Below are 26,552 nucleotides of genomic sequence, written 5' to 3'. Positions count from 1 at the left end.
AACGGCTCTTATGTAGCCGTTTCTTTTTAAAGGAGAAAAGAATGGTACGAAAAATACTATTATACTTGTTGATTTTTGCAATGATCTATCTGATTGCATCGCAATTCATTTAAGAGAGTGCAAATAAGGACATTTTATTAAGTCAAGGAGGTTATAGTCTCTTGTTTTGAGAGCGGTTACTATATTGAGGTAATGACAAAAAAGGAGTGGTGTAAATGGTACGCAAAGCAAGTGTCATGAAGGTGTACAAAGACCAATATGAAGAGTACAAGAAACGCCATGATGAATTGTGGCCTGAGATGGAAAAGATGCTTAAGGAGCATGGTGTAAGCGAATACTCGATCTTCTTGTTAGAGGAAACGGGTCAGTTATTTGCCTACCTTCTTGTTCAGGATGAAGCATTATATGCACAGGTATCAGAAACTGAGATTTGCCGAAAGTGGTGGGCTTATATGGAGCCAATAATGGAGACAAATGAAGATAATAGCCCAGTATCAAAAGAGTTAAATGAAGTGTTTTATTTAGCGTGAGGAGAGACAATCCTGGCTAAGTAAAGAAGTGGAATGAAAGCAATTATTACCATATTTATGTCAAATTATTTAGAATATGGAGCCACTGTTGCAGCATAATTCTAAAACAAACGGATGAGTCTACTTAATCGGGAGACTCATCCGCTTTTCATGTTGTATGAAGAAGATTCGTTTCACCCCTCCACCGCTACTCCTTAGGCAACATCCCCGAATACTGCTTCCTCATCTCTTGAAGCTGCTTTAATTTAGCTAGTGCGTTCTCTCCCTTTCCACGTCCAACCTCTAGGATTAACGCTTCAACAATGGCGAGAGTTGCGACAAGGGAATGAAATTCATTGTTCTCTCCACGTTCAGAGTAAAGAACGGCTGTCGCTTTTTCTCGCATAGGTGAGATTAGCCTGTCCGTAATAAGGATGATGGGCACCTGCTGCTTTTGACAAAGGTCAAAAATGACCTGAAGCTCTGGCGAATAGTTCAAAAATCCGAAGACAACGACGACGTCATCAGAGTGAAAATGAATGAGATTCTCAAAGATTTCATGCCCACTTGGAGCCATACAGGTAACCTCACAATCAAATCGTTGTAAGCGAAAGCCGACAAGGTCTACTAAAAATTGAGCAGCCCCATTCCCATAGACATGAATACGAGAAGCATGAACGAGCATGTTTGTACTGGCTTTAAAATCAGCTTCTGATAACCGGGTCAATGTTGTTTCAAGATTATGAATGTGTGCGTTAAGCATTGGTAAAAACGGATGTTGACCGTATTTTTGAAATGTATTCTCCGTTTTATTTACGGGTGTGGATACATGTTCAAGCTGAAGACTTCGCTTAAATGCTTTAAAATTCTTGTAGCCAATTGCTCCCCAGAACCTAGAAACGGTTGCGCTGCTCACTAAGCAAGCGTCTGCGATTTCTTGTTCTGTTAAAAACGCAATTCTCTCTCCGTTTTTCGTTAGAAAGTTTGCGACTCGCTGTTGATTTTTGGTTAACGTCACCTCATCAAACCCAATCACTTTATCTCCTCCTTATATACCCGTGATTATAATGTATGAAATCCTTCATTTTTGATGGATGTTGGTTTTTTTACATTCTCTTTATATTGTCTTAACACTCCACAGGCATGCTATGGGTGTAGACGAACGACACAGGAGGTAGATTTGATATGAACATTGACTTGCATACTCATGGTAAATGGACAAAAAAGACGGAATTCGACATTACCTATTTTAAAGAGATGCTTGCGAACGCTAAGGAGTCTGGACTTGATGCGATCGCTTTAACGGAGCATTTTAATACACATCGTTTTTCAGACGTATTTGATACGTTGGACGAGCATTATTCATATATCGGCGATCATTATCATGCAGACGGAGTAAAAGTGTTTACTGGAATGGAGATTGATGTAGAGGACAATGGACATATTCTCTTTATTGGTCCTCGTGCTTCTATTCGAGAGATTCGAAACCAGTTGTCACCACACACAGAGGAGCATCAGTTTATCACTTTAACTAAGCTACTGGCATTAGCTGAGGGTCATCCTTTATTAAAAATTGGCGCGCATCCTTTAAGAGAAGGAACGCCTTTAACGAATCATTCGGTTGAGCTACTTCAGCAGATGGATGCATTTGATTTGAATGGTCGAGATTTATTTAGAAAAGGAATGGATACAGCAAAACAGGAAGTAGAGGCATTTGTTAAGCCCCTTTCAAAACCATTTGTCTGTGGGAGTGACACACATCTTCCTATTCAATATGGAGTGGTTTACAACAAGCTTGATCGATCATGTGATACAGCACTTGAATTAAAGGAAGTGATCGAGCAAGGCGCATATCGAGCCATCATTTCTCCTGTATTGCAAACAAGAGTCGATGCTGCTGAACGAATGAAAGAAGCTTGGAAGGTAGAAAAAATCAACGACTCCATCGTGAGCGTCTAAAGGAGAGTAAACACATGAATAAAACACTTCGTAAATGGATCCCAGCAGGACTAGCCCTTTCATCGTTGTTAGCAGTTACAGCGTGTAGTAATGACTCAACGAATGAAGCAAATGCAGAAGAAGGTTCAAGCTGGCTTGAAGAAGCGAATCTTGATGCCAATGAAACCCCTGATGAATTGTATGAGCTAGCAAAGGAAGAAGGAAAGGTTGTTGTTTACTCTCAGTCAAGTCGCATTAAGGACGTGAAGGCTAGCTTCGAAAAAGAATACCCTGGTATTCAGGTTGACGCTTTTGATTTGGGGACGATTGAAATCGTGGAAAAAGTAGCTCGTGAACAGGAAGCTGGTCTAAATACGGCTGACGTTGTCTTTGTAAAAGATGGTGGAGGTGTTGTATCAGGTGAGTTGTTAAGCGAAGGGATGCTTCATAAGTACGCACCAGATGACATAGTTGAAAAACTCGACGAAACCTTTCTTGATGAGCCAGGATTACCTTTTTACTTTTCTACTCGAGCCATTTTCATGAATAACGAGGTATATGATGAATCAACCATCACAAACTGGTGGGATTTAACGGATGAAGAATGGAAAAGCAAAATTGTGATGGATGATCCGTTGCTGTCATCTGACACACTTGATCTGTTTACAACCATTGTTCAAAACGCTGATGACATGGAAGCTGCCTATGAAGAGAAGTTTGGGAATGCCATTGAGCTTGATGGAACGGACAATGCAGGCTATGAATTTATCAAACAATTATTAGCCAACGATCCTGTATTTGTGAGCTCAGGCGATGATGTTGTTGAAGCAGTAGGGACACCAGGTCAGGAAAAACCACCAGTAGGTATCACCACTTCAAGTAAATCACGTCACATTGAAGAGCAAGGTTACACAGCGGAGTTCCTATATGATGTGGAGCCTAAAATGTCTGTAGCAGGTACATCTTACTTGTATATGGCTAACAATGCCGAGCATACAGCTGCTGCGAAGCTATTAATTCGTTGGATGGCAGGAGAAGCAGATGGACAAGGTGAAGGATTTAGACCATACAATGTGCCTGGTTCTTGGTCAACCCGTACGGATGTGTCAGTCGAAGGACAACGTCCAAGCAGCGATCTTTCCCTGTGGCCATATGACGGAGAATACTTATATGACCATTCAAATGATGTACGGAATTTTATCTTAGCAAATCAGTAAAGTGGGAGGAGGCAAATCAATGATTCAGATTTCGCGCTACCATTCACGGTCAAGGCTGTTAAATAAACTGATTCGTATTTTCACAAATCCTGTACACGTCATCTCAGCTCTCGCCTTGATTTTTCTAGTGTATATGGTGGCTTTCCCAATCGGACAGATCCTCTTGGAGACGTTTCAAGAGGATGGACGAGGGGGAGCAGCATCAGGCGGTCTTACAGCTGCGAACTGGGTGAATGTTCTTTCAGGCAGCATAAGCCAGCCGTTATTCTACAAGCCACTGTTTCATTCCTTATCCATTGGGTTAACAGTCTCTATTCTTTCCTTTTTGCTTGGTGGTGGTCTAGCGTGGCTTGTCATGCGAACGGACTTCCGTTATAAAAAATCAATGACCATGCTAGCTATTCTTCCTTATATGCTTCCTTCCTGGGTTATGGCTTTTGCCTGGATGTCTGTATTTAAAAATGATCGAATCGGTGGAGGACAAGGGTTATTTTATTCTGTGTTTCAAATAAGCCCCCCTGATAGGCTTGCTTATGGGTTTCTACCTATTGTTCTAACGATGACGTTAAATTATTTCACCTTTTTCTTTTTACTACTATCGGTCGCACTTGGGGCTGTAAATGCTAGCTTAGAAGAATCAGCACGTATCTTAGGAGCGAGCAGTGCGAGAACGATTCGTAAGATCACATTACCGCTACTGATCCCAGCTATTTCATCAGGCTTTATCTTAACGTTCTCCAAGGCACTAGGTTCGTTTAGCGTCCCGGCCTTTTTGGGATTGCCAACTAAGTACTATACGATTGCCACCATGCTTCATTCAAGTATTCAAAACCGCATGATCCAAGAAGCCTACGTGTTATGTATTGTACTCTTAATGGTGTGTGCATTGCTCATTTTCTTTAACCAAAAGGCGATCGGAAAACGCCGAAGCTTTGCGACGATTACAGGAAAAGATTCACGAAAGCATTTGTATTCGTTAAAGAAGTGGCACAGACCTATTACATGGACAGTGCTCGGATTTATGGGCGCAGTGTCTGCTCTACCACTTATCGTATTAACTCTACAAACATTTATGATGTCTAATAGCCAGTTCTCACTGGATCAATTCACGTTACACTTTTGGATAGGTGAGTCCAATCCAGCGATTGCGTCTGGGGAGGTAGGCGTATTGAAGAATGATGCTCTATTTTCTGCCATTGGAAATTCACTCAAAATCGCTTTTATTGCTGCAAGTATTGCGGCATTGATGGGGTTGTTATTTGGCTACATTGTCTCAAAGCGTCGTAATCGTTTAGATGGGCGAGCCATTGAGCAATTAAGCTATCTTCCATACTTAATTCCTGGTATTGCATTTTCTGCTATCTACCTATCTATGTTTGCTACTCCGAGTTGGTTTATGCCGAGCCTATACGGAACGATCACGTTGATTATCTTAATATGTGTGGTGAATGAATTACCAATTGCTACACGCTCAGGAGCAAGTACGATGCACCAGATTGGTGGAGAGCTGGAGGAAGCAGCTTATGTACAAGGAGCAAACTGGGGCAGACGCTTCACGCGAATCATGCTCCCTTTAAGTAAAAAGACACTCTTTACAATGTTTTTGCTTCTCTTTATCAGTGTCATTAAGGAGCTTGACTTAATTATCTTGCTCATTACTCCAGAAAACGGAACTCTACCAACACTCATGTTTAAGTACGCAGAATCGGGATTCCAGCAATATGCCAATGCTCTAATGTTAATCATCGTTGGTATCATCCTAATCACATACTTCATTGCGAGTAAGATCGGAAAGATTGACTTTACTAAAGGAATTGGAGGGTAAACCATGTCTTTCATAAAGCTTGAAGGAATTAATAAACATTTTGGTGGTCAGCATGTTTTAAAAAACATTAGCCTTGAGATCGAGGAAGGAGACTTTATGACCTTCCTTGGACCGTCTGGATGTGGGAAAACAACCACACTTCGAATTCTTGCTGGACTTGAACAGCAGGAAGAGGGTCTGATTGTTATTAGCGACAAGCTCGTTGCTGATGGACAAACTCAATATTTCGCTCCACCTGCAGATCGAAAGTTAAATCTTGTATTTCAAAACTACGCGCTTTGGCCACATATGACGGTCTATGAGAACGTCTCGTTTGGGCTTGAAGGACGGAAATTTCCTAAAAAGGAAATAAAAAAGCGTGTGGAGGCATCTTTGCAAAAGCTTCAAATTCTCGACTATAAAGATCGATATCCATCTGAGTTATCAGGTGGGCAACAGCAACGAGTTGCGATTGCCAGAGCGATTGTCACAGAGCCAAAAATCCTCTTGCTGGATGAACCTTTATCGAACCTGGATGCAAAGCTTCGTGTTGAAATGCGTGCAGAGCTGAAACGTTTGCACCATGAGCTAGGGACAACGATGATTTATGTGACGCATGACCAAGTAGAAGCGATGACCATGTCAACCAAAATTGCTGTTTTTTCAGAGGGAGAGATCCTTCAGGTGGATAAACCGATCCAACTCTATCAATATCCAGCGCATTTAACAGTCGCTCAGTTTGTTGGGAATCCAGCCAATAATTTTTTAAATGCTACGTGCACGGAATCCTCCCATTCGTCTTTTATCATTCACTCAGATCTAGGTGACTTTGTAATGAATACAAGCTGGCTAGAGGACTTTTCAAAAGAAGTGGTTCTTACTGTTAGGCCAGAGGATCTTGTTTTATCTCGTACACCGCAAAAAGGGACTGTTCAAGGAACAGTGAGAGCCGTTCTTCCTGCGGGTCCAGAAACAACGATTCATATCCAATGCGGGGAGACGATGCTACTCGCAAAACAGATGGGGATTGTAAACTATTTTCCAGACAGTACCGTTTATGTGAAAGCAAATCTCGATGGACTAAATCTCTATCACCCTACTTCCGGACATCGCTTGAACAAAGTTCCAGAACAGCAAGCTGTGGATTTGAATGTATATGGCTAAACAGCTGTTGATTTCTGATCTTGATGGGACACTTCTAAACGACCACCACCAGATTAGTCGAGAAAATAAGGAAGCGATTGATCAGTTTATAAAAGAAGGGAATATCTTTACGATTGCTACGGGACGAATGCTACAAGCAGCACTTCCATATATTAATGAGCTGAGTATTAAGGCGCCTGTTATTTTAGGAAACGGGACACAGATCTTTTGTCCAAAAGAACAAAAGATAGTGTGGTCAATGGTTTTAACAGAGCATGTGGAAGAAGTGCATACATTGTGGCATGTAGTTAGTAAGCATGCTGTAGTGATTGCATATGACGCACAAAGCATTTATACACCTAGACCTCATTCACTTATTCACGCGTATGAGGCAAAAGAAAATGTGACATGTCTCTTTACGGAAGTGCCACCACAAAAGATAAACAAAGTATTAATTATTGGTAGAGAGTTAGAAGATGCAGTGCGCTTCGCAGGAGTATTAAACGAAGTGTGTATTCAATCAGATACAAGCTACCTAGAAATTCTTCCAACTGGAGCTTCAAAAGGCCAGGCTCTTTATGAACTTTTAAATCAAATGGATATTGAAGTGGATCAAGTTATAGCCGTTGGAGATCAAATGAATGACTGCTCTCTATTAGAAGCAGCGGACTATGGTTATGCCGTAGAAAATGCCCACCCCAATTTGAAGTGCATTGCCACTCATCAGACTGTGCACCACACAAACCACGCAGTTGCTTCAGTTATTAGAGAGACAAATTCACTACTAAAAGCGTAAAAATTCGTCTATCTTAATAGACGGATTTTTTATTATAGTAGAGTAAGAATCGTATGGAGGTGGCGGGTTGAATTCAACGATTGAAACAATGATTAATGAAATGAAGCTTAAGTGGGGTTTAACAAATTACACCTTGCATAAGCATACTATTTTGCAGGAAGTAAACGCATTAAATGACACGAGGTATGTATTATGTACGGAATGGTTGCCAAAAGGAGTCGAAGGTATAACGGAAGAGGATATGTATCCTGAGGGGGCAGCGACGATTGAGCTGGATATTCATGAACAGGTTTTTAGTCGAGTGATTTTTGGAGGAGATACATCCTTTGCTGAGACGTCTTACTCATTTTCAAATCAAGCTGAGGTTATCAAATGGGTCAAAAAGATGACCGGACTGCATGCTGACAGTTTTATGATTGAACAGAAAGATGAACGAAGCTATGGATTTAAAAGTTGTATAGATGGAATTCCAACCGATCCTGGAGGGTACATACATGTTGAGTGGAATGATTTAAATCAACTGACTCTATTTTCTAAGCATGGTGTTTTCCCCAATCAAAGCGTGGCAGCAAAGGAAGATTATCTTTTACAAGTGGAGGATGTTCACGATTTATTTGAAAAGCAAGTGGATCGGTATGCCTTACCGGACTTTGATAAAGAAGCGATACAAGAGGTCTATATGGTGGAGGAATTATTTATACGTCACGATTTAAAGAAGACATACCCTTATTCTCTCCTTGAACGACCTTATGTTTTGTTGAATAAGCCGTTGACATGGAGTAGGCCAGGAGCACGAGGGAGAGTAAGAACAGAATTATCGATGAGCCGTGAAGTATCGATTGAGACGGCTTTTAAAAATGAAGAAAGCGTAGATGCTCAACCAATTAATGAGATTGATCAATTGAGAGTAAAGGAGATCGTTACAGACTATGTGTCTTCCTTCTATCCGCATGATAGCGGAAAATGGATGCTTTCAGGAATGTTTCGGGAGTGGGGAGTAATCCATGCAGTTACACGTCCAGTTGAGAAGGGAGCGAAGGCATTTCAAGCCAAGCTTGTTTTTATGATTGACCCTCAAGATTTTAAAGTAATGAATATCTTGGATACAAGTGACTTTGCTGCGATGTATGAATCGTTTAAGATGTCTGGAGATTTAAGGATTCTTAAAGAGGAAGCTGTTCATACATTACGGAAGCACCTCACACTCGAACCTTACTATGTCTACGATGAGGAAGAAAAGCGCTTTGTCCTCTGCGGCAAATTAGACTGCCAAAAAGTAGTTCTCGCTGATCGTGGAACCGTGGTAGACGAGAAAGACATTTAGAAGCCGGGACATAACTAAAAATCAACGAGAAAATGGTAAATGATTCTCCTGTAGCGAATTATTTGCTGTGTTCTTGTTTTACTCACTACATTAATGTTATGTCCCAGCCTCATGTTATCACTTATCCTCAACCATCCGATATCTTAATGCCAGAAGCAAAGCAGGTAGCGTTGAAACCACCATTCCTAAGAAAGCATATCCAGGTTTAATCTCATAAAGGTACCCGCCGAATAATGTGAAGACAGCGGTGCTCCAACTCAGTGCAAGCGCTGAGTACAGGCCTTGTACTTTTGGGATTTGATGCTGAGGGATATATCGGATCAAGTATTGCATAAATGCGTAATGAGCCATGGCAAACGAGCATGCATGAAGAATTTGGGCAAAGGAAAAAACAATTACACTTGGAAACGCAAAGACTAACAGCCACCGAAGCGAGGATCCAAATGCAGCAAGTGCAAGTAGAGATCCAATGGAGAATCGTTTAAACCCTCTATCTGCCGTGGAGAAAAAGATAATTTCAGCCATGACCGCAATGTTAATAATGACGCCAATCAAGTAATCAGGTGCCCCAATGTCCTGTAAGTAAATGTATCCATAATTATAGTAAGATGCATGAGCTGCCTGCAGTAAAACAACAATTAATAGAACAAGCCAAAAATGTTTCATATGAAACATTTTCATGAAACCGCCCGTCACTGCTGGGTTTTTGACAGGTTTTTCTGACAAAACCAATGGTGCTTTTTGAAAAGCTAAGAATACTAGAACAGAAATGCCAAGTAGGAAAGCGTAATAAATAACGTCCTCGCTATATGCTGTTATAAAAAGAGAAAGAACGATCCCTACACTCACAAAACCGATTGATCCCCACTGACGCGTTTTGCCATAATGCTCTAATTGTTTATGCTGCACGAGTCGGCTTGCTGCTGTATCCAATATAGGCATGAGTGGTGGATAAAAAAAGTGAAAGAAAATCGTAACGAGAAGTAAACTAGTAAAGGTTTGAGACGGGATATAGCAAAGGACTGAAATCAACGTTCCAATAGCGGCTCCCTTTAAAACAACCTTATTACTGAAGCATCCAGATAAGTAAGGAAAGGCAAAAAGTGTAGAAAGTCCGCGTGCCACTAGTCCCATACTCATGATTAAGCTTGCATCCGTTATAGAAAGATTTTTTGAATAGACTAACCAACCTGTCCAAAAAGGCAGGAATATTCCCCATGTAACAAAGAAACTAAAAAACTGCGTGCTCATCCAGCGATGTGTATTCATGATGCATCCTCCATTCTTATGCATGGTATCATGTTATGGAAGGTTAGAAATAGGAGATTTCTCATATTTGAGGTGTAAGATGACTAAGGTGACAACAGAAAAAATGAATCAATATATAAAAGAACATTCCATTGCGCATCGATTTTCTTTTCCGGTACATGAATACATGACTGTTCATGAATTTCAGCGAAACGAGTGGATTGTTCGCGAGGGCACAAAACCGGATGCACTCTTTTATATGGTAGAGGGCAAGGCGAAGATTTATACAACGCATTTGAATGGTAAGGTTTCACTCATTAATTTTGTGAACCCAGGCGATTATATCGGGGAAATGGAGCTGCTGCATGAGAATTATTATTCTAAAGGGATTCAGGTTGCGACAAGAACAGTGTGCTTTGCTATCCCACTTGTGACTTGTAGAACGAACCTGTTGGAGGATGTGGTGTTTCTACGGGAGCTAGCAATCTTTTTAAGTAAAAAGGCAACCTTTATGTCGACGAAGTCTTCTCAAAGCCAGGCCTTTCCACTTGAGAATCGTCTCGCACACTTTATTTTAGAATTGGCTGATCAAGGCATATACCGAGAAAAACATGTGACGGTTTGTGATTATCTTGGCGTTTCGTATAGGCATTTATTACATGTGCTTCAGTTATTCTGTGAAAAGGGGTACCTGAGTAAAGCAGGTAAAGCATATAACATTCATAACTTAGAAGCATTACGGTCACTTGCCAAAGGATTAAGATGAATGGGGGATATCAAAGTAAACCAATTTCAATCTACATGAATAACAAGTCTGTATAGAAATACATATAGTAAGTAATGAGCCTAAGATAATCATGAGATGTTATACTAATATACCTATATTTTCCACGATATTTTATGTAAAAAAGCGGGTGATATTTTAAATTGGTCCTGAAAGTGGTACAATAAGAAAAGTACAATTTCAAATTTTTCTTCGAATCTTAACGTATAAGGACTGAAAATATATGACGAACACACAAAGTACGGACGTTATATTGATTGGTGCTGGCATTATGAGCTCAACGTTGGGCGCACTGTTAAAGGAATTAGCACCGAACTGGAAGATGACAGTTTTTGAAAAGCTATCAAATGCAGGTGAAGAAAGTTCGAATGAATGGAATAACGCGGGGACAGGTCATGCGGCCTTATGTGAATTAAATTACACATCAGAAAAACCCGATGGTACGATGGATATTAGCAAGGCAATTAACATTAATGAACAGTTTCAAGTCTCTATGCAGTTTTGGTCTTATTTGGTTAGCCAACGCAGAATACAAAACCCGCAGGAGTTCATTAAATCTCTACCACATATGAGTATGGTACAAGGGCAAGCCAATATCGAGTTTCTTAAAAAACGTTTTAAAGCGCTTTCAGACAACCCTCTCTTTAAAGGTATGGAATTTACAGAGGATCCAGAGAAATTGATGGAATGGATCCCACTAATGATGAACGGTCGTCTCCAAGAGGATCACATCGCAGCAACAAAGATTGATACGGGTACGGATGTGAATTTTGGCTCGTTAACGCACAAGATGTTTGATCATCTAGAGTCTTTAGGTGTAGATATGCATTACCAACATACCGTAACCGACTTAACACGCACAAATGATGGGTTGTGGGAAGTAAAGGTACGTAATCTTGAAAGCGGTACAACGGCAGTTCACAAAGCGAAGTTTGTGTTCATTGGCGGAGGAGGTGGAAGTCTGCACCTTCTTCAAAAGTCAGGCATTCCAGAGGGGAGACACATCGGTGGATTCCCGGTTAGTGGTATCTTTATGGCCTGTAACAACCCTGAAGTTGTCAATCAGCATCACGCAAAGGTGTACGGTAAGGCGAAAGTCGGTGCACCGCCGATGTCTGTACCTCACCTTGATACACGCTTTATTAATAATCAAAAAATGCTTTTGTTTGGACCGTTTGCTGGATTTTCGCCGAAGTTCTTAAAGCATGGATCCGTGTTAGACCTCTTTACATCTGTGAAAGCGGATAACTTAGTGACGATGCTTGCTGCAGGAGCAAAGAATATGTCACTGACAAAATATTTGATTCAACAAGTGATGCTTTCTAAAGAGCAACGTATGAAGGACTTGCGTGACTTTATTCCGAATGCCAAGACAGAAGATTGGGATCTTGTTATTGCCGGTCAACGTGTTCAGGTTATTAAGGATACGGAAGCAGGCGGAAAAGGAACACTTCAATTTGGTACAGAAGTTATTAGTGCGGAAGATGGTTCAATCGCTGCATTACTGGGAGCATCGCCAGGCGCATCAACAGCTGTCCATGTCATGCTCGATGTCATTAAACGCTGTTTCCCTACTCATATGAAAGAATGGGAAGGAAAGATCAAGGAAATGGTTCCGTCCTACGGACAATTATTGATGAACAACCAAGAACTTCTTGATCATGTTCATGCTTCGACGGCGGAAGTATTGGAGTTAAATGACCCTAATAAAGCAAAGGGGTCTCATACAAATCATCAAGCTGGTTGATTTTACTCAACCAGTTTTTTTGTCGAAAAACGCTCTTGACAGTATATATTTGTTTATGATAAAAATAGGTAAGCGATTACAAACCAATAACTTGGATTGTTACTGTTCGGCAGGCAAAACCTAACTTCTTTTATGTGGGGCTCACCATGGGATCCGTGCGTATTAGTGTTAGGTTTTTTTTGAACAATCGCTTTCTTACATGAATGGGTGAGTCGAACGAGGTGAAGCGGTTGAAAATCGAAAAGGTACTAAATCATAACGTGGTTATTGCATTTAATGATAATGGACAAGAGCAAGTCGTCATGGGTAGAGGTCTGGCTTTTCAGAAGAAAACAGGTGACAGCATTGATCCAGCAAAGATTGAAAAGACATTTATTCTTGAAAAGGATGGGGTCTCTGATAAGCTTGCTACCCTTTTAAGGGAGACATCGGAGCTATACCTAGTGATAGCGGCTAGGATCTTAGATCATGCAAGGTCACAGTTATCCTATACGTTAGATGATTATCTCTATGTCGCCTTAACCGATCATATTGCCTTCGCAATCAGGAGACACAAAGAAAACATTCAATTGAAGAACCCGCTTTTATGGGAAATTCGTAAGTATTATAAGTCTGAATATCAAGTAGCTCTTAAGGCGCTTGAGATTATAAAACGAGATACGGGAGTTGATTTTCCTGAAGATGAAGCAGCATCCATTGCGCTACATCTTGTGAACAGCGCTATGTCAGGTGGAAACTTAGAGATGGCTGTTCAGGTAACCGAACTCGTTAACGACGTATTAAACATTGTGAAGTACCATTATGAAATGGAATTAGATGAGAATTCGATTAATTATGAGCGATTCATTACACATCTTCGTTTCTTTGCCGTTCGTTATTCACGAATGGAGGAAGAGTATTCAAGTGATGAAGATTACTTCTTATATGATCAAATTAAGATAAAGTATCCAGAAGCATTTGAATGTACGCAAAAAATTAAAGCCTATCTTAACAAAAGTTTGAACTGGGACATCTCTAAAGATGAAGAAACGTATTTGATTCTTCATACTCATCGGGTAACCAAACGTCAAACGGATCAAACAATGGAATCATAAATTATATATCTCTTTATTAGGGTGTTACCTTAAGTGGGCATAACCTGATCTGGCTTAGCGGTGTCGCGTACACCATGAGCTGGTTCGGGTTTTTTTTATACTCAAAACGTTAAATGGGAGGTTACTCATTATGAAATACGAACAATTAGCCAAAGAGATTATTGAAAAAGTTGGCGGAAAAGAAAATGTAAATAGTGTCGTGCACTGTATCACACGGTTACGTTTTAAATTAAAAGATGAAAGTAAAGCTCAAACGGAAGTATTGAAAAACATGGATGGTATTGTCACGGTTATGAAGAGTGGTGGTCAATATCAAGTAGTCATCGGCAACCACGTACCTGATGTGTATAAAGCAGTTACGTTAATTGGCGGTTTTGCAAACGCTTCCCAAGTAGACCAAGGTGAGGAAGAGCAAGGAGGCAGCTTATTTAATCGATTCATTGATATCATCGCAAGCATCTTTACACCAATACTAGGTGTGCTAGCTGCAACAGGGATGATTAAAGGGTTTAATGCACTGTTCCTTGCGACTGGCTGGTTAGAGGAAACCGATGGCACGTATTTGATGCTTAATATTATCGGAGATTGTTTGTTCTACTTCTTCCCAATCTTCCTTGGATACACAGCGATTAAGAAGTTTGGTGGAAATCCGTTTCTTGGTTTAGCGATTGGAGCGGCTCTTGTTTATCCGTCTATCTCAGAGATTATGAGTGGTGAACCACTTTATGTGTTATTTGGCGGTACAATCTTTGAATCACCAATTTATATTACGTTTTTAGGCATACCGGTTATCTTAATGAGCTATGCGCAATCTGTTATTCCGATCATTTTAGCTGCGTTCTTTGCTTCAAAAGTTGAGCGTTTCTTTAAGAAAATCATTCCAGATGTTGTGAAAATGTTCTTGGTTCCTTTTTCAACATTACTAATTGTTATTCCAGTTACATTTATTATCATTGGACCAATTGCTACTTGGGCAAGTCAGCTTTTAGGTCAAGCTACGATCTTTGTATATGATTTAAGTCCAGTCGTTGCTGGTTTAGTTCTTGGCGGACTATGGCAGGTTATTGTTATTTTCGGATTGCATTGGGGTCTTGTTCCAATTGCTCTTAATAACCTCGTGTCTACGGGATCTGATCCTGTATTAGCCATGATTTTTGCTGCATCATTTGCACAGATTGGAGCCGTGCTTGCTGTATGGATCCGTACGAAGAATGACAAACTCAAAACACTTAGCTTCCCTGCATTCATCTCAGGAATCTTTGGAGTTACTGAGCCTGCCATCTATGGTATTACCCTTCCTTTGAAAAAACCATTCTTGTTCAGCTTAGTAGGGGCAGGTATTGGAGGCGCAATCATTGGCTTTAGTGGTGGCGCAGGTTATATGATCGGAGGATTAGGTATTTTCCAAGTTCCTTCCTTTATTGGTCCTGAAGGGTTAAATGTAGGTTTCTGGGGCGCAATGGCTTCCATGCCAGTTGCATTCGTCATCGCTTTTATTCTGACGTACCTATTCGGAGGCGTGAACAAAGTGACGGAACCAGAAAAGGTAGAAGAAGTGAAACCAACAGTAACTAACGTATCAAATGAGATTAAAAAAGATGAGATTTTTGTAAGTCCATTAACAGGAAAGATTGTTCCTCTTGATCAGGTAAAGGATGCAGCCTTTTCATCAGGGGCTTTAGGTGAAGGTGTCGCAGTCGTTCCGGTAGAAGGCAATGTCTATGCTCCAGCATCAGGAGTCATCTCTGTTTTGTTTCCAACAAAACACGCAATTGGATTAAAAACCGATAGTGGGGCTGAGGTACTCATTCACATAGGGATGGATACGGTTCAATTACAAGGAGAGCACTTCCGTACTTTTGTTCAGCAGGGAGATCGTGTTGAGAAAGGTCAATTACTTGTTGAGTTTGATATTGAAGCAATCAAGAAAGAAGGCTTCTCATTAGATACACCAGTCATTATCACAAACCACAAAGAATATAAGGAAATTCAAGCTACGAAAAGCAATGCACTTAAAAAAGGCGATGATTTCCTTACACTAATCGCAGATCAAGCTAATTAATGATGGTAGGGGATCGGTGAGTGCCGGTCCTCTTCATAACGAGAAAGGGAGTTTAGTCTATGACAATGCAACCATTTCCTAAAGACTTTTTGTGGGGCGGCGCTATTGCAGCTAATCAAGTAGAAGGAGCTTATCAAGCAGCTGGAAAAGGTTTAACAATCGTTGACACACTTCCAACTGGCGATAAGCGTTGGGATATGATGTTTGGTAATGAGCCAGATATCTCTTTAAAGGATGAGCTCTATTATCCTTCACATGAAGCGATTGACTTCTATCATCGGTATAAAGAAGATATCGCTCTTTTTGCAGAAATGGGATTTAAGGCTTTGCGTGTTTCGATTTCATGGGCAAGGATCTTTCCTAATGGAGACGAAGAGGAGCCTAATGAACAAGGTCTTCAATTTTATGATGATTTATTCGATGAATTATTGAAATACGATATTGAACCTGTTGTGACAATGGCTCACTTTGATGTGCCTGTTCATCTGATCACGACGTATAAAAGCTGGAGAAATCGGAAACTCGTTGATTTCTTTGAAAGATATGCTCGTACCATACTTACTAGATACAAAGATAAAGTAAAGTATTGGATGACATTTAACGAGATTAATATGCTCCTTCACTTACCGTATATAGGTGCTGGTCTTATCTTTGAAGAAGGAGAAGATCGAACAAAGAGTAAGTATCAAGCAGCTCATCACCAGCTTGTTGCAAGTGCACTAGCTGTAAAAGCATGTCATGAAATAAGTCCGGATGCCAAAATAGGTTGTATGCTCGCAGCTGGCTCTACGTACGCTTATACAAGCAATCCTGATGATGTATTTGACGCGATGGAAAAAGACCGTGAGTCGTTCTTTTTCATTGATGTTCAGTCGCGAGGGGAATACCCAGGATACGCAAAGCGTTATCTTGCAGAGAATGAGATTACGATTGAGATGGAAGATGGAGACTTAGAATTACTTAAGGAACATACGGTTGATTACATTGGGTTCAGTTACTACTCTAGCAGAACAACAAGTGTTGATCCTGAAATCTTAAAGAACCAAACAGAGGGAAATGTCTTCGGTTCAATCGAGAATCCGTATCTATCTAGCTCAGAGTGGGGTTGGACGATTGACCCTAAAGGGTTCAGAATCACAGCTAACCACTTGTATGATCGTTACCAAAAACCACTGTTTGTTGTTGAAAACGGATTAGGTGCTGTTGATGTTCCAGATGCAGATGGGTATGTAGAGGACGATTATCGCATCGATTATATGCGTCAGCATGTTGAAGCGATGGGAGAAGCGATTAAGGATGGGGTTAAAATCATTGGGTACACCAGTTGGGGACCTATTGATATTGTCAGTGCCTCAACCGGTGAAATGAAGAAAAGATATGGCTACATCTATGTTGATCGGGACAATGCTGGAGTTGGTAGTTTAAAACGAACGCCTAAGAAAAGCTTTGCATGGTATAAGAAAGTGATTGAGTCAAATGGATCTGATTTAACGTAAGAAAAAAAGTCTGAGCCATTATATGAATGTGTTAGCAAAACACGAACATAGCAATCTATCCGCTACAGGAGAATCCCTCGCTTTCCACGGGAACGGCCTCAGCCCCTTTCGCGGAAAGGGCGCCGCTACAGTGTCTTCACCACGTTCTGTTCCGTAGGAGTCTCGGGTTCTCCCTCCGCTTGTCTAAAAAATACGAAGAAAACACTAATAGCGAATGATTTTATCTTAGAATCATTCGCCATTTTCTAGTTAATTTAAGTTTTTTCTCAGTCTCTTTTCCACTCTATTTAAACGATGTTCGGCTTAGTATACGGATGTGCTTAGCTCCACATCGATATTGCCTTTTGTTGCTTTTGAATATGGACAGAAGCTGTGTGCTTGCTCAACTAGTTCTTCTGCTTCTTCAAGAGATACGCCGTTCACTGCAACAGTTAAGACAACCGCTAGTTTAAAGCCACCTTCTGGATCTTGGCCAATTGAAACTTCAGAAGTCACTTTTGATTCAATACGTTTCTTAGATTGTCTTGCCACGGCTGCTAGTGCGCTATCGAAGCATGCAGAGTAGCCTGCTGCAAATAGTTGTTCTGGATTTGTTGCGCCTTCTTTTTCTTGACCGCCAAGTGATTTAGGCATTGTTAGAGTTAAATCTAGTGTACCGTCGCTGCTTGTTACTTTTCCTTGACGTCCGCCTTCTGCTGTTGCTTTTGCTGTATACAATGATTTCATGTTGAAAACCTCCTGATTTGTATTGTGCAAAACTTAATTGCTTGAAACCATCGTAACGTATTAAAATTATATAGTCAACAATTAAGTTTTGCACAATTTAATTTTGGTGTTTAATCTTACTATTGTGTATGATAGAAAGAAGCAGAAAGGAGTGTCGTTAATGGATAACGAGGCACTAAAACTAGAGAATCAAATCTGCTTTAAGATGTATACAGCAGAGAAAGAAATCATGAAAATGTATCGCACATTATTAGGTGAACTGGATGTCACCTATTCACAATATCTTGTTTTATTAGTTCTATGGGAGAAGAATACAAGTACAGTAAAAGAGTTAGGCGAGAAGCTATCTTTAGACTCTGGTACGTTAACTCCTATGTTAAAGCGCATGGAGACACACGGCCTTCTTACCCGTAAGCGCTCAGTAGAAGATGAGCGGAGTGTTATCATTGAGCTTACGGAAAAGGGAGTAGCACTAAAGGAGAAGGCTGAATGTATCCCTTCACAGTTAGTGGGAAATCTCTCATTAGACTTAGAGGATTATAAAAAGCTAGACGAGCTTCTTACTATCTTTCTCAAGCAAATGAAGAAGAAATAGAAAAAGTATACAGCGGCTGATCAATTTAGTAAGCTATTATTGAGTACGACACGATGACTAGGAGGGCTTTAGGTTGAAACAATTTAACATTAAAGGAACCGATTTAAATGTGTCCAACATTATTATGGGAAATATGCGAATTAACAGCTTGTCTTTAAAGGAAACAGAAGCATTAATTCATACAGCTCAAGAAGCTGGAATCAATTTCTTTGATCACGCTGATATTTACGGTGGAGGAAGCTGTGAGGAACAATTTGCTCAGGCTATCTCAATGGATAAGAGTATACGCGAAAACATGATTATTCAAAGTAAATGTGGGATCAGACACGGCGCTACGGGATATTACGATTTTTCCAAGGATCATATTTTAACGTCCGTTGATAAAATCCTTCAGAGATTACAGACTGAGTATTTAGATATTCTACTGCTTCACCGTCCGGATCCATTGATGGAGCCAGAGGAAGTGGCAGAAGCCTTTGATCAATTGCACGCTACTGGAAAAGTTCGTCACTTTGGTGTTTCAAACCACAACCCAATGCAAATTGAACTCCTCCAGAAGAGCTTAAATCAGAAGCTTGTTGTGAATCAGGTACAATTCAGTTTAGCTCATACTCCTCTCATCGATTCGGGGGTATCGCTAAATATGAATACGGAGAATGCTGTGAACAGAGATAGTAGTACGTTGGAGTATTGTCGTTTAAACGATATTACCTTACAAGCGTGGTCTCCATTCCAAACTGGTTTCTTTGACGGCGTATTCGTAGGAGATCGTGAGCGATTCCCGAAACTAAACGATGTTCTAGATCGTCTTGCCAGAAAATATGATGTGACTCCAACTACCATTGCTGTTGCATGGGTTACACGCCACCCAGCCAATATCCAGGTTGTGCTTGGTACAACGAATGCCGGTCGCTTAAGGGAATCAGCTGAGGGATCAGCCATTCCATTAACTCGCGAAGAGTGGAATGAGTTGTATGCTGCAGCAGGTAATATGATTCCATAAAAAATAATCCCCTGAGCCACTAGGCCAGGGGATTTATATACATTATTCTGCAAACGGACGATATGTATTTCCTTCGTGGTCATAAATAAACGTACGAGTGTCAGCATCACCGTTTAAATACACGTAGACTTTACCATTATTCGTATAAAGCTGTTTGTTTTTAAACCCATTTCCAAGTTCGATGGCTTCTTCAATTTCTCCTGATTCACTATCTATAACAAAGAGGTGATAATCTCCTACCGCCGGAATTTCCCCTTTGGCTGCGACAAGATAGATTTTTCCATCTAGATATAGGTATCTTTCGAGAACAAATCCATCATGGTCGATTCTCCATTGTTCTTCTAGATCAAAGTTCAGGAAAGCGAGTTCTCCTGATTGTTCAATATCTGTGGGCATTAGTATGCCAGTATCCGTTTTCATAGGCTCACGCATACCAGAGTGACTAGCATCAAATGAGGCCTCGTTACGTAATTCTCCTGTCTTAGCATCTAACTCTTTAAGAATCGTCACTCGATCAACAAGTGCGTAATCAGCGACAAAGATAGAGTCTTCATGGACAATTGGATAATGATTTAAGCTCTTGCTATCAGATAGTGTATAAGGGCGGTCATGTTCAAATAAGACCTCACCTGTATCCTTATCGAGAATATATAATATAAGGTCGTTTTCGTAAATAAATCCTTGGTCACTTTCTATGATAGCTGTATCTATAGCACTGGGTAGGGAGTTTGTCCAAAGCTCTTCTCCTGTATGAAAGTCAAAGGCGGTTAGTTCTTCATGATTGTAAAGGAGAAGGTAGTCATCAAAATAGTGTGGACGTGGTTCATGACCAAGTTCAAAAGGGTAGTCTCTAACCACCTTACCGCTATCAAGATCCGTTGCGATGACTCCTTTTGTATTATATGAATATAAGGTGCCATCAATAATCTGTGCTTCCGCCAGATCGTGTATGCCGTCTTGCATTCTCCAGATTTCTTCTTGATTACTCAGATCATATCGATAGATGAAAAAACTTTCTGCTGCAACGACTTCTTCATCGCCTAAAAAAATTCTTGGAGTCATATTGTCCTGTCTTAACGTTTGTGCGACTAGGTTATCATAGTCATCTGAGGTTTTGATCTCTGCTTCAGAAAAGGAAGAAACGATCTCTGCTTTTGGTGGAAATGGATAGCCTTCATTTTCTTCTTCCTCGATTACCTCTTCAGTTGTTTCTTCTACTACTTCTTCATTTTTCTCTATTTCTGCTTGAGCTGTCTCTAACGGTTCACTTGTTGATTCTTCCGACGAACAAGCAAAAAGAAATAGTATTAGAAGGAATGGAGTGGCAAGACTCATATTTACCATCGTTTTTTTATGTACCAAATTAACCATCCTTTCTACGATCTATAGCATGTATTATCATTTTCCACTAATATGGAATAATAATCCATGATTAGAATGACCTAATCTCTTTTCACTCTGAGTGACTAGTAATTTAACATAATTTGGTCATAAAAAAGAAGTAGCGAAAACAAGGTCGCTACTTCTTCATTCATATATTTAATCCCAACCAAACAACGATAAAAATCGCTGCCAAATGCTAGGATCATCTTCTTCGCCAGATGCTTCCTCTGTATCGTCGGGGAGAACGATGCCCTCGGTTTGAATGACAAATTGTACATTATTTACGAGCTCATTATTTTCTGCTGAAACAAAAGATATGGCTTCAAAGTCGGACTTATCGTACTGGGAGATCATTTCATCAATTTCTTCCTGCATTTGTTCTGGAATGTCTGATGTGGCCGTTTCGAGCTCTGTCATGCCTCCTCGAATGTCAGAAAGACCACCGGATAGCTCAGACGATCCATTTGCTGATTCACTGAGTCCGTTGTGAAGCTCTTGATATCCACTGGATAGCTGGTTGACTCCACCTGTATACTCTACTAATCCATTATGAAAGCTGCCATATTGCGAGGCAAGCTCGTTGATTCCACTCGCAAGCTCTTCAAGTCCCTCTCCTAAATCAAGGTCCTGTAAGCCTTCTTGAACGGAGGATGAGAATGTATTCATCCCTTCTTCTAATTGTGAGGAGGCCTGACTCATTTCTTCTAATGCTGGCTGAACCGCTTGAAAGGCTTCATCTACAGCATAGAAGGTTGCTCTTGCTCTTTGGGCTGCTGCGTACGTTTCTACAAGTTGATGAACAACCTCTGATTCAGGGTTATCAATGTATAGCTGCTGAATCTCCTCTTCACTTATTTCAGTAGAGGGAATGTCATTAATTGCTTCTTTTAGAACGCCATAGGCATCCTGATAATGGGTATTGAGTTCATCCATTCCTGCGCTGAGCTCGGATAATCCAATTGTGAACTGATTAAGGGCGCCAAATAGGTCTTCGTCAAGACCAATATCGATGTTTGTATCGCTTGCAGATAGTCCTTCATTTAACTGATTTAAACCTGATTGGATGGCACCGGATGCTTCCACTAAATCCGAACCGCCATTTGCAGCTTCGTTTACACCATCCCGGTAGTTAGCGGATCCCGTTTCCAGTTGAACAAGACCAGTCGACAAGGCGTCAATTCCAGATTTTACGTCCCCTAAACCGTTGTTTAGATCACTGATGGCTCCTGTTAACGAGTCAAATTCTCCAGTTAATTCTTCAGTGTCAGGTGTATCAATGGCAAACGAAGAGGGAAGAGCAGAGATTTCAATTCCACTCATTTCAAAGTTTGAGACATTGGCCCGAAGCGTGTATGATGCCTCTTCTTCAGGCATGATCGTATAGGCCAACTGCTTATTTTGGCCTGCATTTGCGACAGTCGCCTCAGGTGCATCAATTTGAGTGAAGATAGTACTGTCCAAAGGAATTGAGAGTTGGAGTAGATAATTTTCAAAAAAAGCAGGATCTACCTCCTCGTTTTGTGTGACATTGATATGCAGTTCAAAGCTTCCGTCATTTCCCACGAGTTCTTCTGGAGAGACTTCATTTCCATCTAAGACGTATGAAATATCAAAATTCCACGGTAGATTTGTATTCGTTGAGAGGTTTCCTTGGTAATAAAACATACCTTCAGGTGCATCATGTATCTCAACTTGATCCTGTTCCAGCTGGGTCATTTCAGATAGAGTCGTTAGATTTGTAAGGTTGTCATAGTTACCATAATCAATAATCGATCCTTCTCTACCTACCTCCAAGGCATTTACAACATACAGCTCATTAACCGTCCCTACTTCATCTAGATTCGCGTAGATGACCTCATCCTTTGAATAGATGGTTCCAGTTGGTGAGGAGTCCTCGGCATATGCGAATGTCGTAAACCAAACAGGGTGTATAAGTAATGTAGCCGCTAACGTAGCTGGGATGACTCGTTTCATTTGTCTTCCTCCTCATAAAAATTTGCTCGGTATGTCGTCTTTTTCACAAAGCGATCACAGACAATCAGTAAGGCTGGCAAGAACACGATGACAAGTACAAAAGCAAGTGCAGCACCACGTCCGAGTAAGAGACCAATAGCTGATACGGTAGGGTTCGTAGAAGTAAACCATAAAATAAACCCAACGCTTGATAGGATAGCTGCTGATATCGTGATCGAGAATAATTTTTCATCTAACGCTTTTTTCATCGCTTCATAAGCATTCATTTTCGCGCGGTGATGTTTGTATGTTTCCATTAAAAGAATGGCGTAATCAATTGTGGCGGCAAGTTGCACCGTACTCACAATTAAGTACCCGACAAAGACAAGGGAATCGTTCGTAAAATAAGGGACGGATAAATTAATCCAAACGGCAGCTTGAATCGTAAGTAACAAAATAATTGGGATTGAAACTGACCGGAATGTTAGCAAAAGCACAACCGCAATCGTAATAATGGTCATGATATTAACGAATTGATTATCCTTACTGACCGTTACCTTCATATCATAAAGCGTGACACTTTCTCCCAATGTATAGGCATCATCCCCGTAATAGGAATCTGCGAGTTCCCGTGTCTGTTCAACTAACTGGAATGGGATATCGCCTTCAACGCCAGCGCTAGTCATGACCATGATCCGACTATAATTGTCGGAACGAAATTCATTTGTAATCGATTCATCTAAGAAGTCGATTGGAATGGCCGAATCCACAGCAGTGGTATAGGACATGACCGAGTCCACATAGGGCAGCTGCTCGAGTTCCAGTGCCAGCTGATCTTCTTTTGCGATATCATCGTTTGGTACGAGTAGTACAATTGGTGTGGATTGACCAAACGCCTCGTCAATAGCTTTAATATCCTGACCTGTTCGTGTATTCTCTGGCAAATCTCCTAACCCATATGTGAAGGATGTACTACTTTGAGCCAGGAAGCTCGGCACCAGTAAGATAAAGACTAGGATAAGAGCAGGCATCCGCCATTTCAGTAAGGCTGCTCCAACTCCTTTAAAGCTTGGAACAAGACTTTTATGCTGTGTTCTTTCAATCCATTTATACCCGTATAGCGTCAATGCAGGTAAGAAGATCACAACGGATAAAAAGCTAAACACAATTCCTTTTACTAGATTCAAACCAAGGTCTGCACCGACTCCAAAGTCCATTAACATTAGGGACATGAATCCAAAAAAAGTGGTAAGTGCACTGACAAAGATAACAGGGAATGAAGCTTTCATCGCAATAGCCATCGCTTTTTCCGGTGAATGTCCGAGCTTCAACTCATCAGAGAATCTGTGTAGCAAAAAGACTGCATAGTCCAGCGAAACGGCAAGCTGCAGGATTGGTGCGACAGATTGGGTAACAAACGAGATCTCCCCTAAGAAAATATTTGTGCCTAAGTTAATGAGTATGGAGACACCGATTGCTGTTAAGAAGAAAATTGGCTCTACCCATGAGTTGGTTGAAAGAACAAGAATAATAATGATGATCGGGACTAGCAATGCAGCCGCATAAATCGTCTCTGAGCTCGTCATATTTTGTGAAGTAGCGGTATTCACGGCTTCGCCTGCGACCGCGTTCTCCTCGCCAATCAATTCATAAATGGCATCAGTGGCTTCAACCTCTGCACCTGTTTCAATTGTTAATGAAATAAGCGCCTGACCATCTTTATAATAGGACTCGATCATAGCCTTATCTGCCATCTCAAGTGGAATTCGAGTGTCCATGATGTCATCAAGCCAGGTAACATCAGTGACACCATTGATCGCACCAAGCTGTTCTTTATAATCAATCGCTTCTTGTACGGTGACATCACGTATGAGAACATTCGTATTAGGAATAGACGATGTGAATTCCCTTTGCATTTCCTCGAGGCCAATACTTGAAGGAGCATCCTCTGGAAGATAATCAACCATGTTGTAGTTAACGGATACAAAAAATTGAGCAATGATAGCAACAATCGTTAGTGCTGCAAATGACAGCACGACGGACCTCTTGTATTGAATGATTTTATGTATAAGCAATTTTGTCCCCACCTATATTGACATTTCATATGATTCCATTAAAAGTATATAGACACGGTGTTGGCTAAACAACAAACAGTTGTTTAAAATGTGTTAAATAATCAACAGTACATAGGAATATGTTGTATAAGATGAATAAAGGATGTGAACGTTCATTGAACGAAAAAATAGATCGGCGCAAGAGGTATACTCGTCATGCCTTAAAGGAAGCCTTGGTTAAGCTACTTAAAGAAAAACCAATTTCGTCTATCACGGTAAAAGAACTTTGTGAGATGGCTGATATTAATCGTTCGACCTTTTATGGTCACTATACCGATCCCTACGACCTTCTTGAGAAAATTAGTGAAGAGGTTGTAGACGACATGTACAAAACACTTAATCAATATAACTTCAATGAAGAAGAGGAAGCTCTTCAAATGACAGAGAAGATCCTTGAATATGCGGCTGAGAAAAGTGATCTATGCCAAGTGCTATTAAGCGGGAGTGCTGATACGACATTTAAAAGACAAGTAATGGAATTAACGCAACATATAATAATGAAGGACTTTATGAAAAAAATGAACGTGCAAGAAGACATATCTTCGTATCTTCCGTTGCTTGTCTTAAGCGGAAGCATAGATGCAATTGAAAAATGGTTAGTAAATGGTCAACAAGAATCACCAAAGGAAATGGCTCTTCTTATTCATCGATTTACAAACTATGGCTTAATGGGTTTTGTAAGAAATTAAGAAGGGAAGGGATATTCAGGAAGAATGGAAGAGAGGGGCTGAGCTCGCTTGAGAAACTATAAGCTTGGTACGCTTGTTTTATTTATGATCGGTGTTCTGGTTCTTACAGTAGTAGGGCTTGGAATCTATAATTGGTACGATCAAGCGAGGGTTCTTTCTTATGAAAAAGTATTAGAGCGGGAATACGGCTCTGACATCCGTTTTGATGAAGGAAGAATCTATCTAACTATGACTAGGATTGAAGGGTATTTGTCCTACTCTTGAGATGGAAATCAAGAATTGAGTGAGGCCATCATTTCTGAGCCAGCGAACATGCAACTTCAGAAAACAGACAGATCTACGGGTGGCCTTCAATACATGATAAGTGGCACTCCTGCTAATTTAAGAATTGATGTGTGGGAACGCGAAGTTGGTGTAGGTTCCGATATATACAGAGTAGTCGGCGAGGACAATCAGTTATTACAAGCCATTGAAGAGAGCAAGGATGACATAGAGTGGGAGGAACGATGAAGACATTTTATATTGGCTCAAGCTTTCGTAATATTGAACAAGTACGTTTGGTAGCTCAGACTTTGATAAAAGAAGGCTTTGTACAGTCCTATGATTGGACAGAATGGGAGAACGTTCAGTCCGTGGAGGAGTTCACATCGATAGGAGAGCAAGAGAAAGAAGCTATTATTGGCAGTGACTTTATGATATTCATCCTCCCATTAGGTAAAAGCAGTCATGTAGAGCTAGGAATAGCTCTAGGAAGTCAAAAACCAATCTACCTCTACTCACACACAGATGAAGTATTTACCCCGAATCAAACGAGCAGCTTCTACCATGTAGAGGGTGTGGAACGCTTTAGTGGTTCAATAGAGAACTTTCTTGATGTTATTCTAGAGAAATTAAACCATTCTTCTAAAAAAGACTAGCATACTAGGA

The 26,552-nt window shown here is 40.6% G+C and carries 24 protein-coding genes; 18 read left to right on the top strand and 6 right to left on the bottom strand.

What is annotated here, in order from left to right; all coding sequences use genetic code 11:
* Positions 1-215: 215 nt before the first annotated feature.
* A complete protein-coding gene (gene rhaM / locus NSQ54_19355; protein ID WYP26454.1) occupies positions 216-530 on the top strand; it encodes an L-rhamnose mutarotase in 315 nt (104 codons plus the stop codon).
* Between the two features lie 187 nt (positions 531-717).
* Here the strand turns inward: rhaM and NSQ54_19350 are convergent, their stop codons facing one another.
* Entirely contained in the window at positions 718-1,545 is an 828-nt protein-coding gene (locus NSQ54_19350) for a MurR/RpiR family transcriptional regulator (protein ID WYP26453.1), read from the bottom strand.
* 149 nt (positions 1,546-1,694) lie between these two features.
* Between NSQ54_19350 and NSQ54_19345 the strand changes: the two genes are divergently transcribed.
* The 6 genes from NSQ54_19345 to NSQ54_19320 all read left to right on the top strand — a co-directional run bounded on the left by NSQ54_19345 (position 1,695) and on the right by NSQ54_19320 (position 8,731).
* Positions 1,695-2,468: a PHP domain-containing protein gene (locus NSQ54_19345; GenBank protein ID WYP26452.1), complete on the top strand. Its 774-nt coding sequence runs from the start codon at positions 1,695-1,697 to the stop codon at positions 2,466-2,468.
* A gap of 14 nt (positions 2,469-2,482) precedes the next feature.
* The gene (locus NSQ54_19340; protein ID WYP26451.1) at positions 2,483-3,664 is read left to right on the top strand and encodes an extracellular solute-binding protein; all 1,182 of its coding nucleotides are present in this window, start codon (positions 2,483-2,485) and stop codon (positions 3,662-3,664) included.
* Between the two features lie 19 nt (positions 3,665-3,683).
* Positions 3,684-5,489 carry an iron ABC transporter permease gene (locus NSQ54_19335; protein ID WYP26450.1) on the top strand — a complete coding sequence of 602 codons (1,806 nt, stop codon included), beginning with the start codon at positions 3,684-3,686 and terminating at the stop codon, positions 5,487-5,489.
* 3 nt (positions 5,490-5,492) lie between these two features.
* Positions 5,493-6,632 carry an ABC transporter ATP-binding protein gene (locus tag NSQ54_19330; GenBank protein WYP26449.1) on the top strand — a complete coding sequence of 380 codons (1,140 nt, stop codon included), beginning with the start codon at positions 5,493-5,495 and terminating at the stop codon, positions 6,630-6,632.
* Entirely contained in the window at positions 6,625-7,407 is a 783-nt protein-coding gene (locus NSQ54_19325) for an HAD family hydrolase (GenBank protein ID WYP26448.1), read from the top strand. Before NSQ54_19330 ends, NSQ54_19325 begins: the two co-directional genes overlap by 8 nt.
* A gap of 67 nt (positions 7,408-7,474) precedes the next feature.
* Positions 7,475-8,731 carry a hypothetical protein gene (locus NSQ54_19320; protein ID WYP26447.1) on the top strand — a complete coding sequence of 419 codons (1,257 nt, stop codon included), beginning with the start codon at positions 7,475-7,477 and terminating at the stop codon, positions 8,729-8,731.
* 117 nt (positions 8,732-8,848) lie between these two features.
* On the opposite strand, the gene NSQ54_19315 is transcribed toward NSQ54_19320, so the two are convergent.
* Positions 8,849-10,000, bottom strand: coding sequence for an MFS transporter (locus NSQ54_19315; protein WYP26446.1), 1,152 nt, complete (start codon positions 9,998-10,000; stop codon positions 8,849-8,851).
* A 79-nt stretch (positions 10,001-10,079) separates the two neighbouring features.
* Between NSQ54_19315 and yeiL the strand changes: the two genes are divergently transcribed.
* The 5 genes from yeiL to NSQ54_19290 all read left to right on the top strand — a co-directional run bounded on the left by yeiL (position 10,080) and on the right by NSQ54_19290 (position 17,162).
* Positions 10,080-10,745, top strand: coding sequence for a transcriptional regulator YeiL (gene yeiL / locus NSQ54_19310; GenBank protein WYP26445.1), 666 nt, complete (start codon positions 10,080-10,082; stop codon positions 10,743-10,745).
* Positions 10,746-10,986: 241 nt separating this feature from the next.
* On the top strand, positions 10,987-12,510 hold the full coding sequence (locus tag NSQ54_19305) for a malate:quinone oxidoreductase (GenBank protein WYP26444.1): 1,524 nt from the start codon (positions 10,987-10,989) through the stop codon (positions 12,508-12,510).
* 230 nt (positions 12,511-12,740) lie between these two features.
* Positions 12,741-13,604 (top strand): PRD domain-containing protein, encoded by an 864-nt coding sequence (locus tag NSQ54_19300; protein ID WYP26443.1) that lies wholly within the window; start codon positions 12,741-12,743, stop codon positions 13,602-13,604.
* A gap of 130 nt (positions 13,605-13,734) precedes the next feature.
* A complete protein-coding gene (locus NSQ54_19295; GenBank protein WYP26442.1) occupies positions 13,735-15,666 on the top strand; it encodes a beta-glucoside-specific PTS transporter subunit IIABC in 1,932 nt (643 codons plus the stop codon).
* A 59-nt stretch (positions 15,667-15,725) separates the two neighbouring features.
* Positions 15,726-17,162 (top strand): 6-phospho-beta-glucosidase, encoded by a 1,437-nt coding sequence (locus tag NSQ54_19290; protein ID WYP26441.1) that lies wholly within the window; start codon positions 15,726-15,728, stop codon positions 17,160-17,162.
* Between the two features lie 303 nt (positions 17,163-17,465).
* On the opposite strand, the gene NSQ54_19285 is transcribed toward NSQ54_19290, so the two are convergent.
* On the bottom strand, positions 17,466-17,888 hold the full coding sequence (locus NSQ54_19285) for an organic hydroperoxide resistance protein (protein ID WYP26440.1): 423 nt from the start codon (positions 17,886-17,888) through the stop codon (positions 17,466-17,468).
* Between the two features lie 160 nt (positions 17,889-18,048).
* Between NSQ54_19285 and NSQ54_19280 the strand changes: the two genes are divergently transcribed.
* Both NSQ54_19280 and NSQ54_19275 read left to right on the top strand, forming a co-directional pair.
* Positions 18,049-18,483 (top strand): MarR family transcriptional regulator, encoded by a 435-nt coding sequence (locus tag NSQ54_19280; GenBank protein WYP26439.1) that lies wholly within the window; start codon positions 18,049-18,051, stop codon positions 18,481-18,483.
* 124 nt (positions 18,484-18,607) lie between these two features.
* A complete protein-coding gene (locus NSQ54_19275) occupies positions 18,608-19,486 on the top strand; it encodes an aldo/keto reductase (GenBank protein ID WYP28600.1) in 879 nt (292 codons plus the stop codon).
* Between the two features lie 42 nt (positions 19,487-19,528).
* Here the strand turns inward: NSQ54_19275 and NSQ54_19270 are convergent, their stop codons facing one another.
* The 3 genes from NSQ54_19270 to NSQ54_19260 all read right to left on the bottom strand — a co-directional run bounded on the left by NSQ54_19270 (position 19,529) and on the right by NSQ54_19260 (position 24,897).
* A complete protein-coding gene (locus NSQ54_19270; protein WYP26438.1) occupies positions 19,529-20,848 on the bottom strand; it encodes a PQQ-binding-like beta-propeller repeat protein in 1,320 nt (439 codons plus the stop codon).
* 177 nt (positions 20,849-21,025) lie between these two features.
* The gene (locus NSQ54_19265; GenBank protein ID WYP26437.1) at positions 21,026-22,843 is read right to left on the bottom strand and encodes a YhgE/Pip domain-containing protein; all 1,818 of its coding nucleotides are present in this window, start codon (positions 22,841-22,843) and stop codon (positions 21,026-21,028) included.
* The gene (locus NSQ54_19260) at positions 22,840-24,897 is read right to left on the bottom strand and encodes an MMPL family transporter (GenBank protein WYP26436.1); all 2,058 of its coding nucleotides are present in this window, start codon (positions 24,895-24,897) and stop codon (positions 22,840-22,842) included. The genes NSQ54_19265 and NSQ54_19260 overlap by 4 nt, the downstream gene beginning before the upstream one ends.
* Before the next feature lie 155 nt (positions 24,898-25,052).
* On the opposite strand from NSQ54_19260, the gene NSQ54_19255 reads away from it, so the two are divergent.
* The 4 genes from NSQ54_19255 to NSQ54_19240 are packed head-to-tail and all read left to right on the top strand — an operon-like array spanning position 25,053 to position 26,542.
* Positions 25,053-25,625: a TetR-like C-terminal domain-containing protein gene (locus NSQ54_19255; protein WYP26435.1), complete on the top strand. Its 573-nt coding sequence runs from the start codon at positions 25,053-25,055 to the stop codon at positions 25,623-25,625.
* Positions 25,626-25,673: 48 nt separating this feature from the next.
* Positions 25,674-25,889: a hypothetical protein gene (locus tag NSQ54_19250; protein ID WYP26434.1), complete on the top strand. Its 216-nt coding sequence runs from the start codon at positions 25,674-25,676 to the stop codon at positions 25,887-25,889.
* 15 nt (positions 25,890-25,904) lie between these two features.
* Positions 25,905-26,135, top strand: a complete 231-nt coding sequence (locus NSQ54_19245; GenBank protein ID WYP26433.1) for a hypothetical protein — start codon at positions 25,905-25,907, stop codon at positions 26,133-26,135.
* Complete coding sequence (locus NSQ54_19240; protein WYP26432.1) at positions 26,132-26,542, top strand: group-specific protein; 411 nt, start codon at positions 26,132-26,134, stop codon at positions 26,540-26,542. The genes NSQ54_19245 and NSQ54_19240 overlap by 4 nt, the downstream gene beginning before the upstream one ends.
* Positions 26,543-26,552 lie beyond the last annotated feature (10 nt).

The sequence above is a fragment of the Alkalihalobacillus sp. FSL W8-0930 genome (genome assembly GCA_037965595.1).
Taxonomy (GTDB): Bacteria; Bacillota; Bacilli; order Bacillales; family Bacillaceae_D; genus Alkalicoccobacillus.
Note: the sequence above shows the minus strand (reverse complement) of the source record. Positions and strands in the feature narration are given on the sequence as shown.

What these genes read in the sequence shown, in the direction of transcription:
- NSQ54_19305 (WYP26444.1), top strand. Translation starts at nt 10,987, where the DNA reads ATGACGAACACACAAAGTACGGACGTTATATTGATTGGTGCTGGCATT.
- NSQ54_19330 (WYP26449.1), top strand. Translation starts at nt 5,493, where the DNA reads ATGTCTTTCATAAAGCTTGAAGGAATTAATAAACATTTTGGTGGTCAG.
- NSQ54_19275 (WYP28600.1), top strand. Translation starts at nt 18,608, where the DNA reads ATGGGAAATATGCGAATTAACAGCTTGTCTTTAAAGGAAACAGAAGCA.
- NSQ54_19240 (WYP26432.1), top strand. Translation starts at nt 26,132, where the DNA reads ATGAAGACATTTTATATTGGCTCAAGCTTTCGTAATATTGAACAAGTA.
- NSQ54_19325 (WYP26448.1), top strand. Translation starts at nt 6,625, where the DNA reads ATGGCTAAACAGCTGTTGATTTCTGATCTTGATGGGACACTTCTAAAC.
- NSQ54_19295 (WYP26442.1), top strand. Translation starts at nt 13,735, where the DNA reads ATGAAATACGAACAATTAGCCAAAGAGATTATTGAAAAAGTTGGCGGA.
- NSQ54_19335 (WYP26450.1), top strand. Translation starts at nt 3,684, where the DNA reads ATGATTCAGATTTCGCGCTACCATTCACGGTCAAGGCTGTTAAATAAA.
- NSQ54_19290 (WYP26441.1), top strand. Translation starts at nt 15,726, where the DNA reads ATGACAATGCAACCATTTCCTAAAGACTTTTTGTGGGGCGGCGCTATT.
- NSQ54_19265 (WYP26437.1), bottom strand. Translation starts at nt 22,843, where the DNA reads ATGAAACGAGTCATCCCAGCTACGTTAGCGGCTACATTACTTATACAC.
- NSQ54_19285 (WYP26440.1), bottom strand. Translation starts at nt 17,888, where the DNA reads ATGAAATCATTGTATACAGCAAAAGCAACAGCAGAAGGCGGACGTCAA.
- NSQ54_19345 (WYP26452.1), top strand. Translation starts at nt 1,695, where the DNA reads ATGAACATTGACTTGCATACTCATGGTAAATGGACAAAAAAGACGGAA.
- NSQ54_19280 (WYP26439.1), top strand. Translation starts at nt 18,049, where the DNA reads ATGGATAACGAGGCACTAAAACTAGAGAATCAAATCTGCTTTAAGATG.
- yeiL (WYP26445.1), top strand. Translation starts at nt 10,080, where the DNA reads ATGACTAAGGTGACAACAGAAAAAATGAATCAATATATAAAAGAACAT.
- NSQ54_19340 (WYP26451.1), top strand. Translation starts at nt 2,483, where the DNA reads ATGAATAAAACACTTCGTAAATGGATCCCAGCAGGACTAGCCCTTTCA.
- NSQ54_19315 (WYP26446.1), bottom strand. Translation starts at nt 10,000, where the DNA reads ATGAATACACATCGCTGGATGAGCACGCAGTTTTTTAGTTTCTTTGTT.
- rhaM (WYP26454.1), top strand. Translation starts at nt 216, where the DNA reads ATGGTACGCAAAGCAAGTGTCATGAAGGTGTACAAAGACCAATATGAA.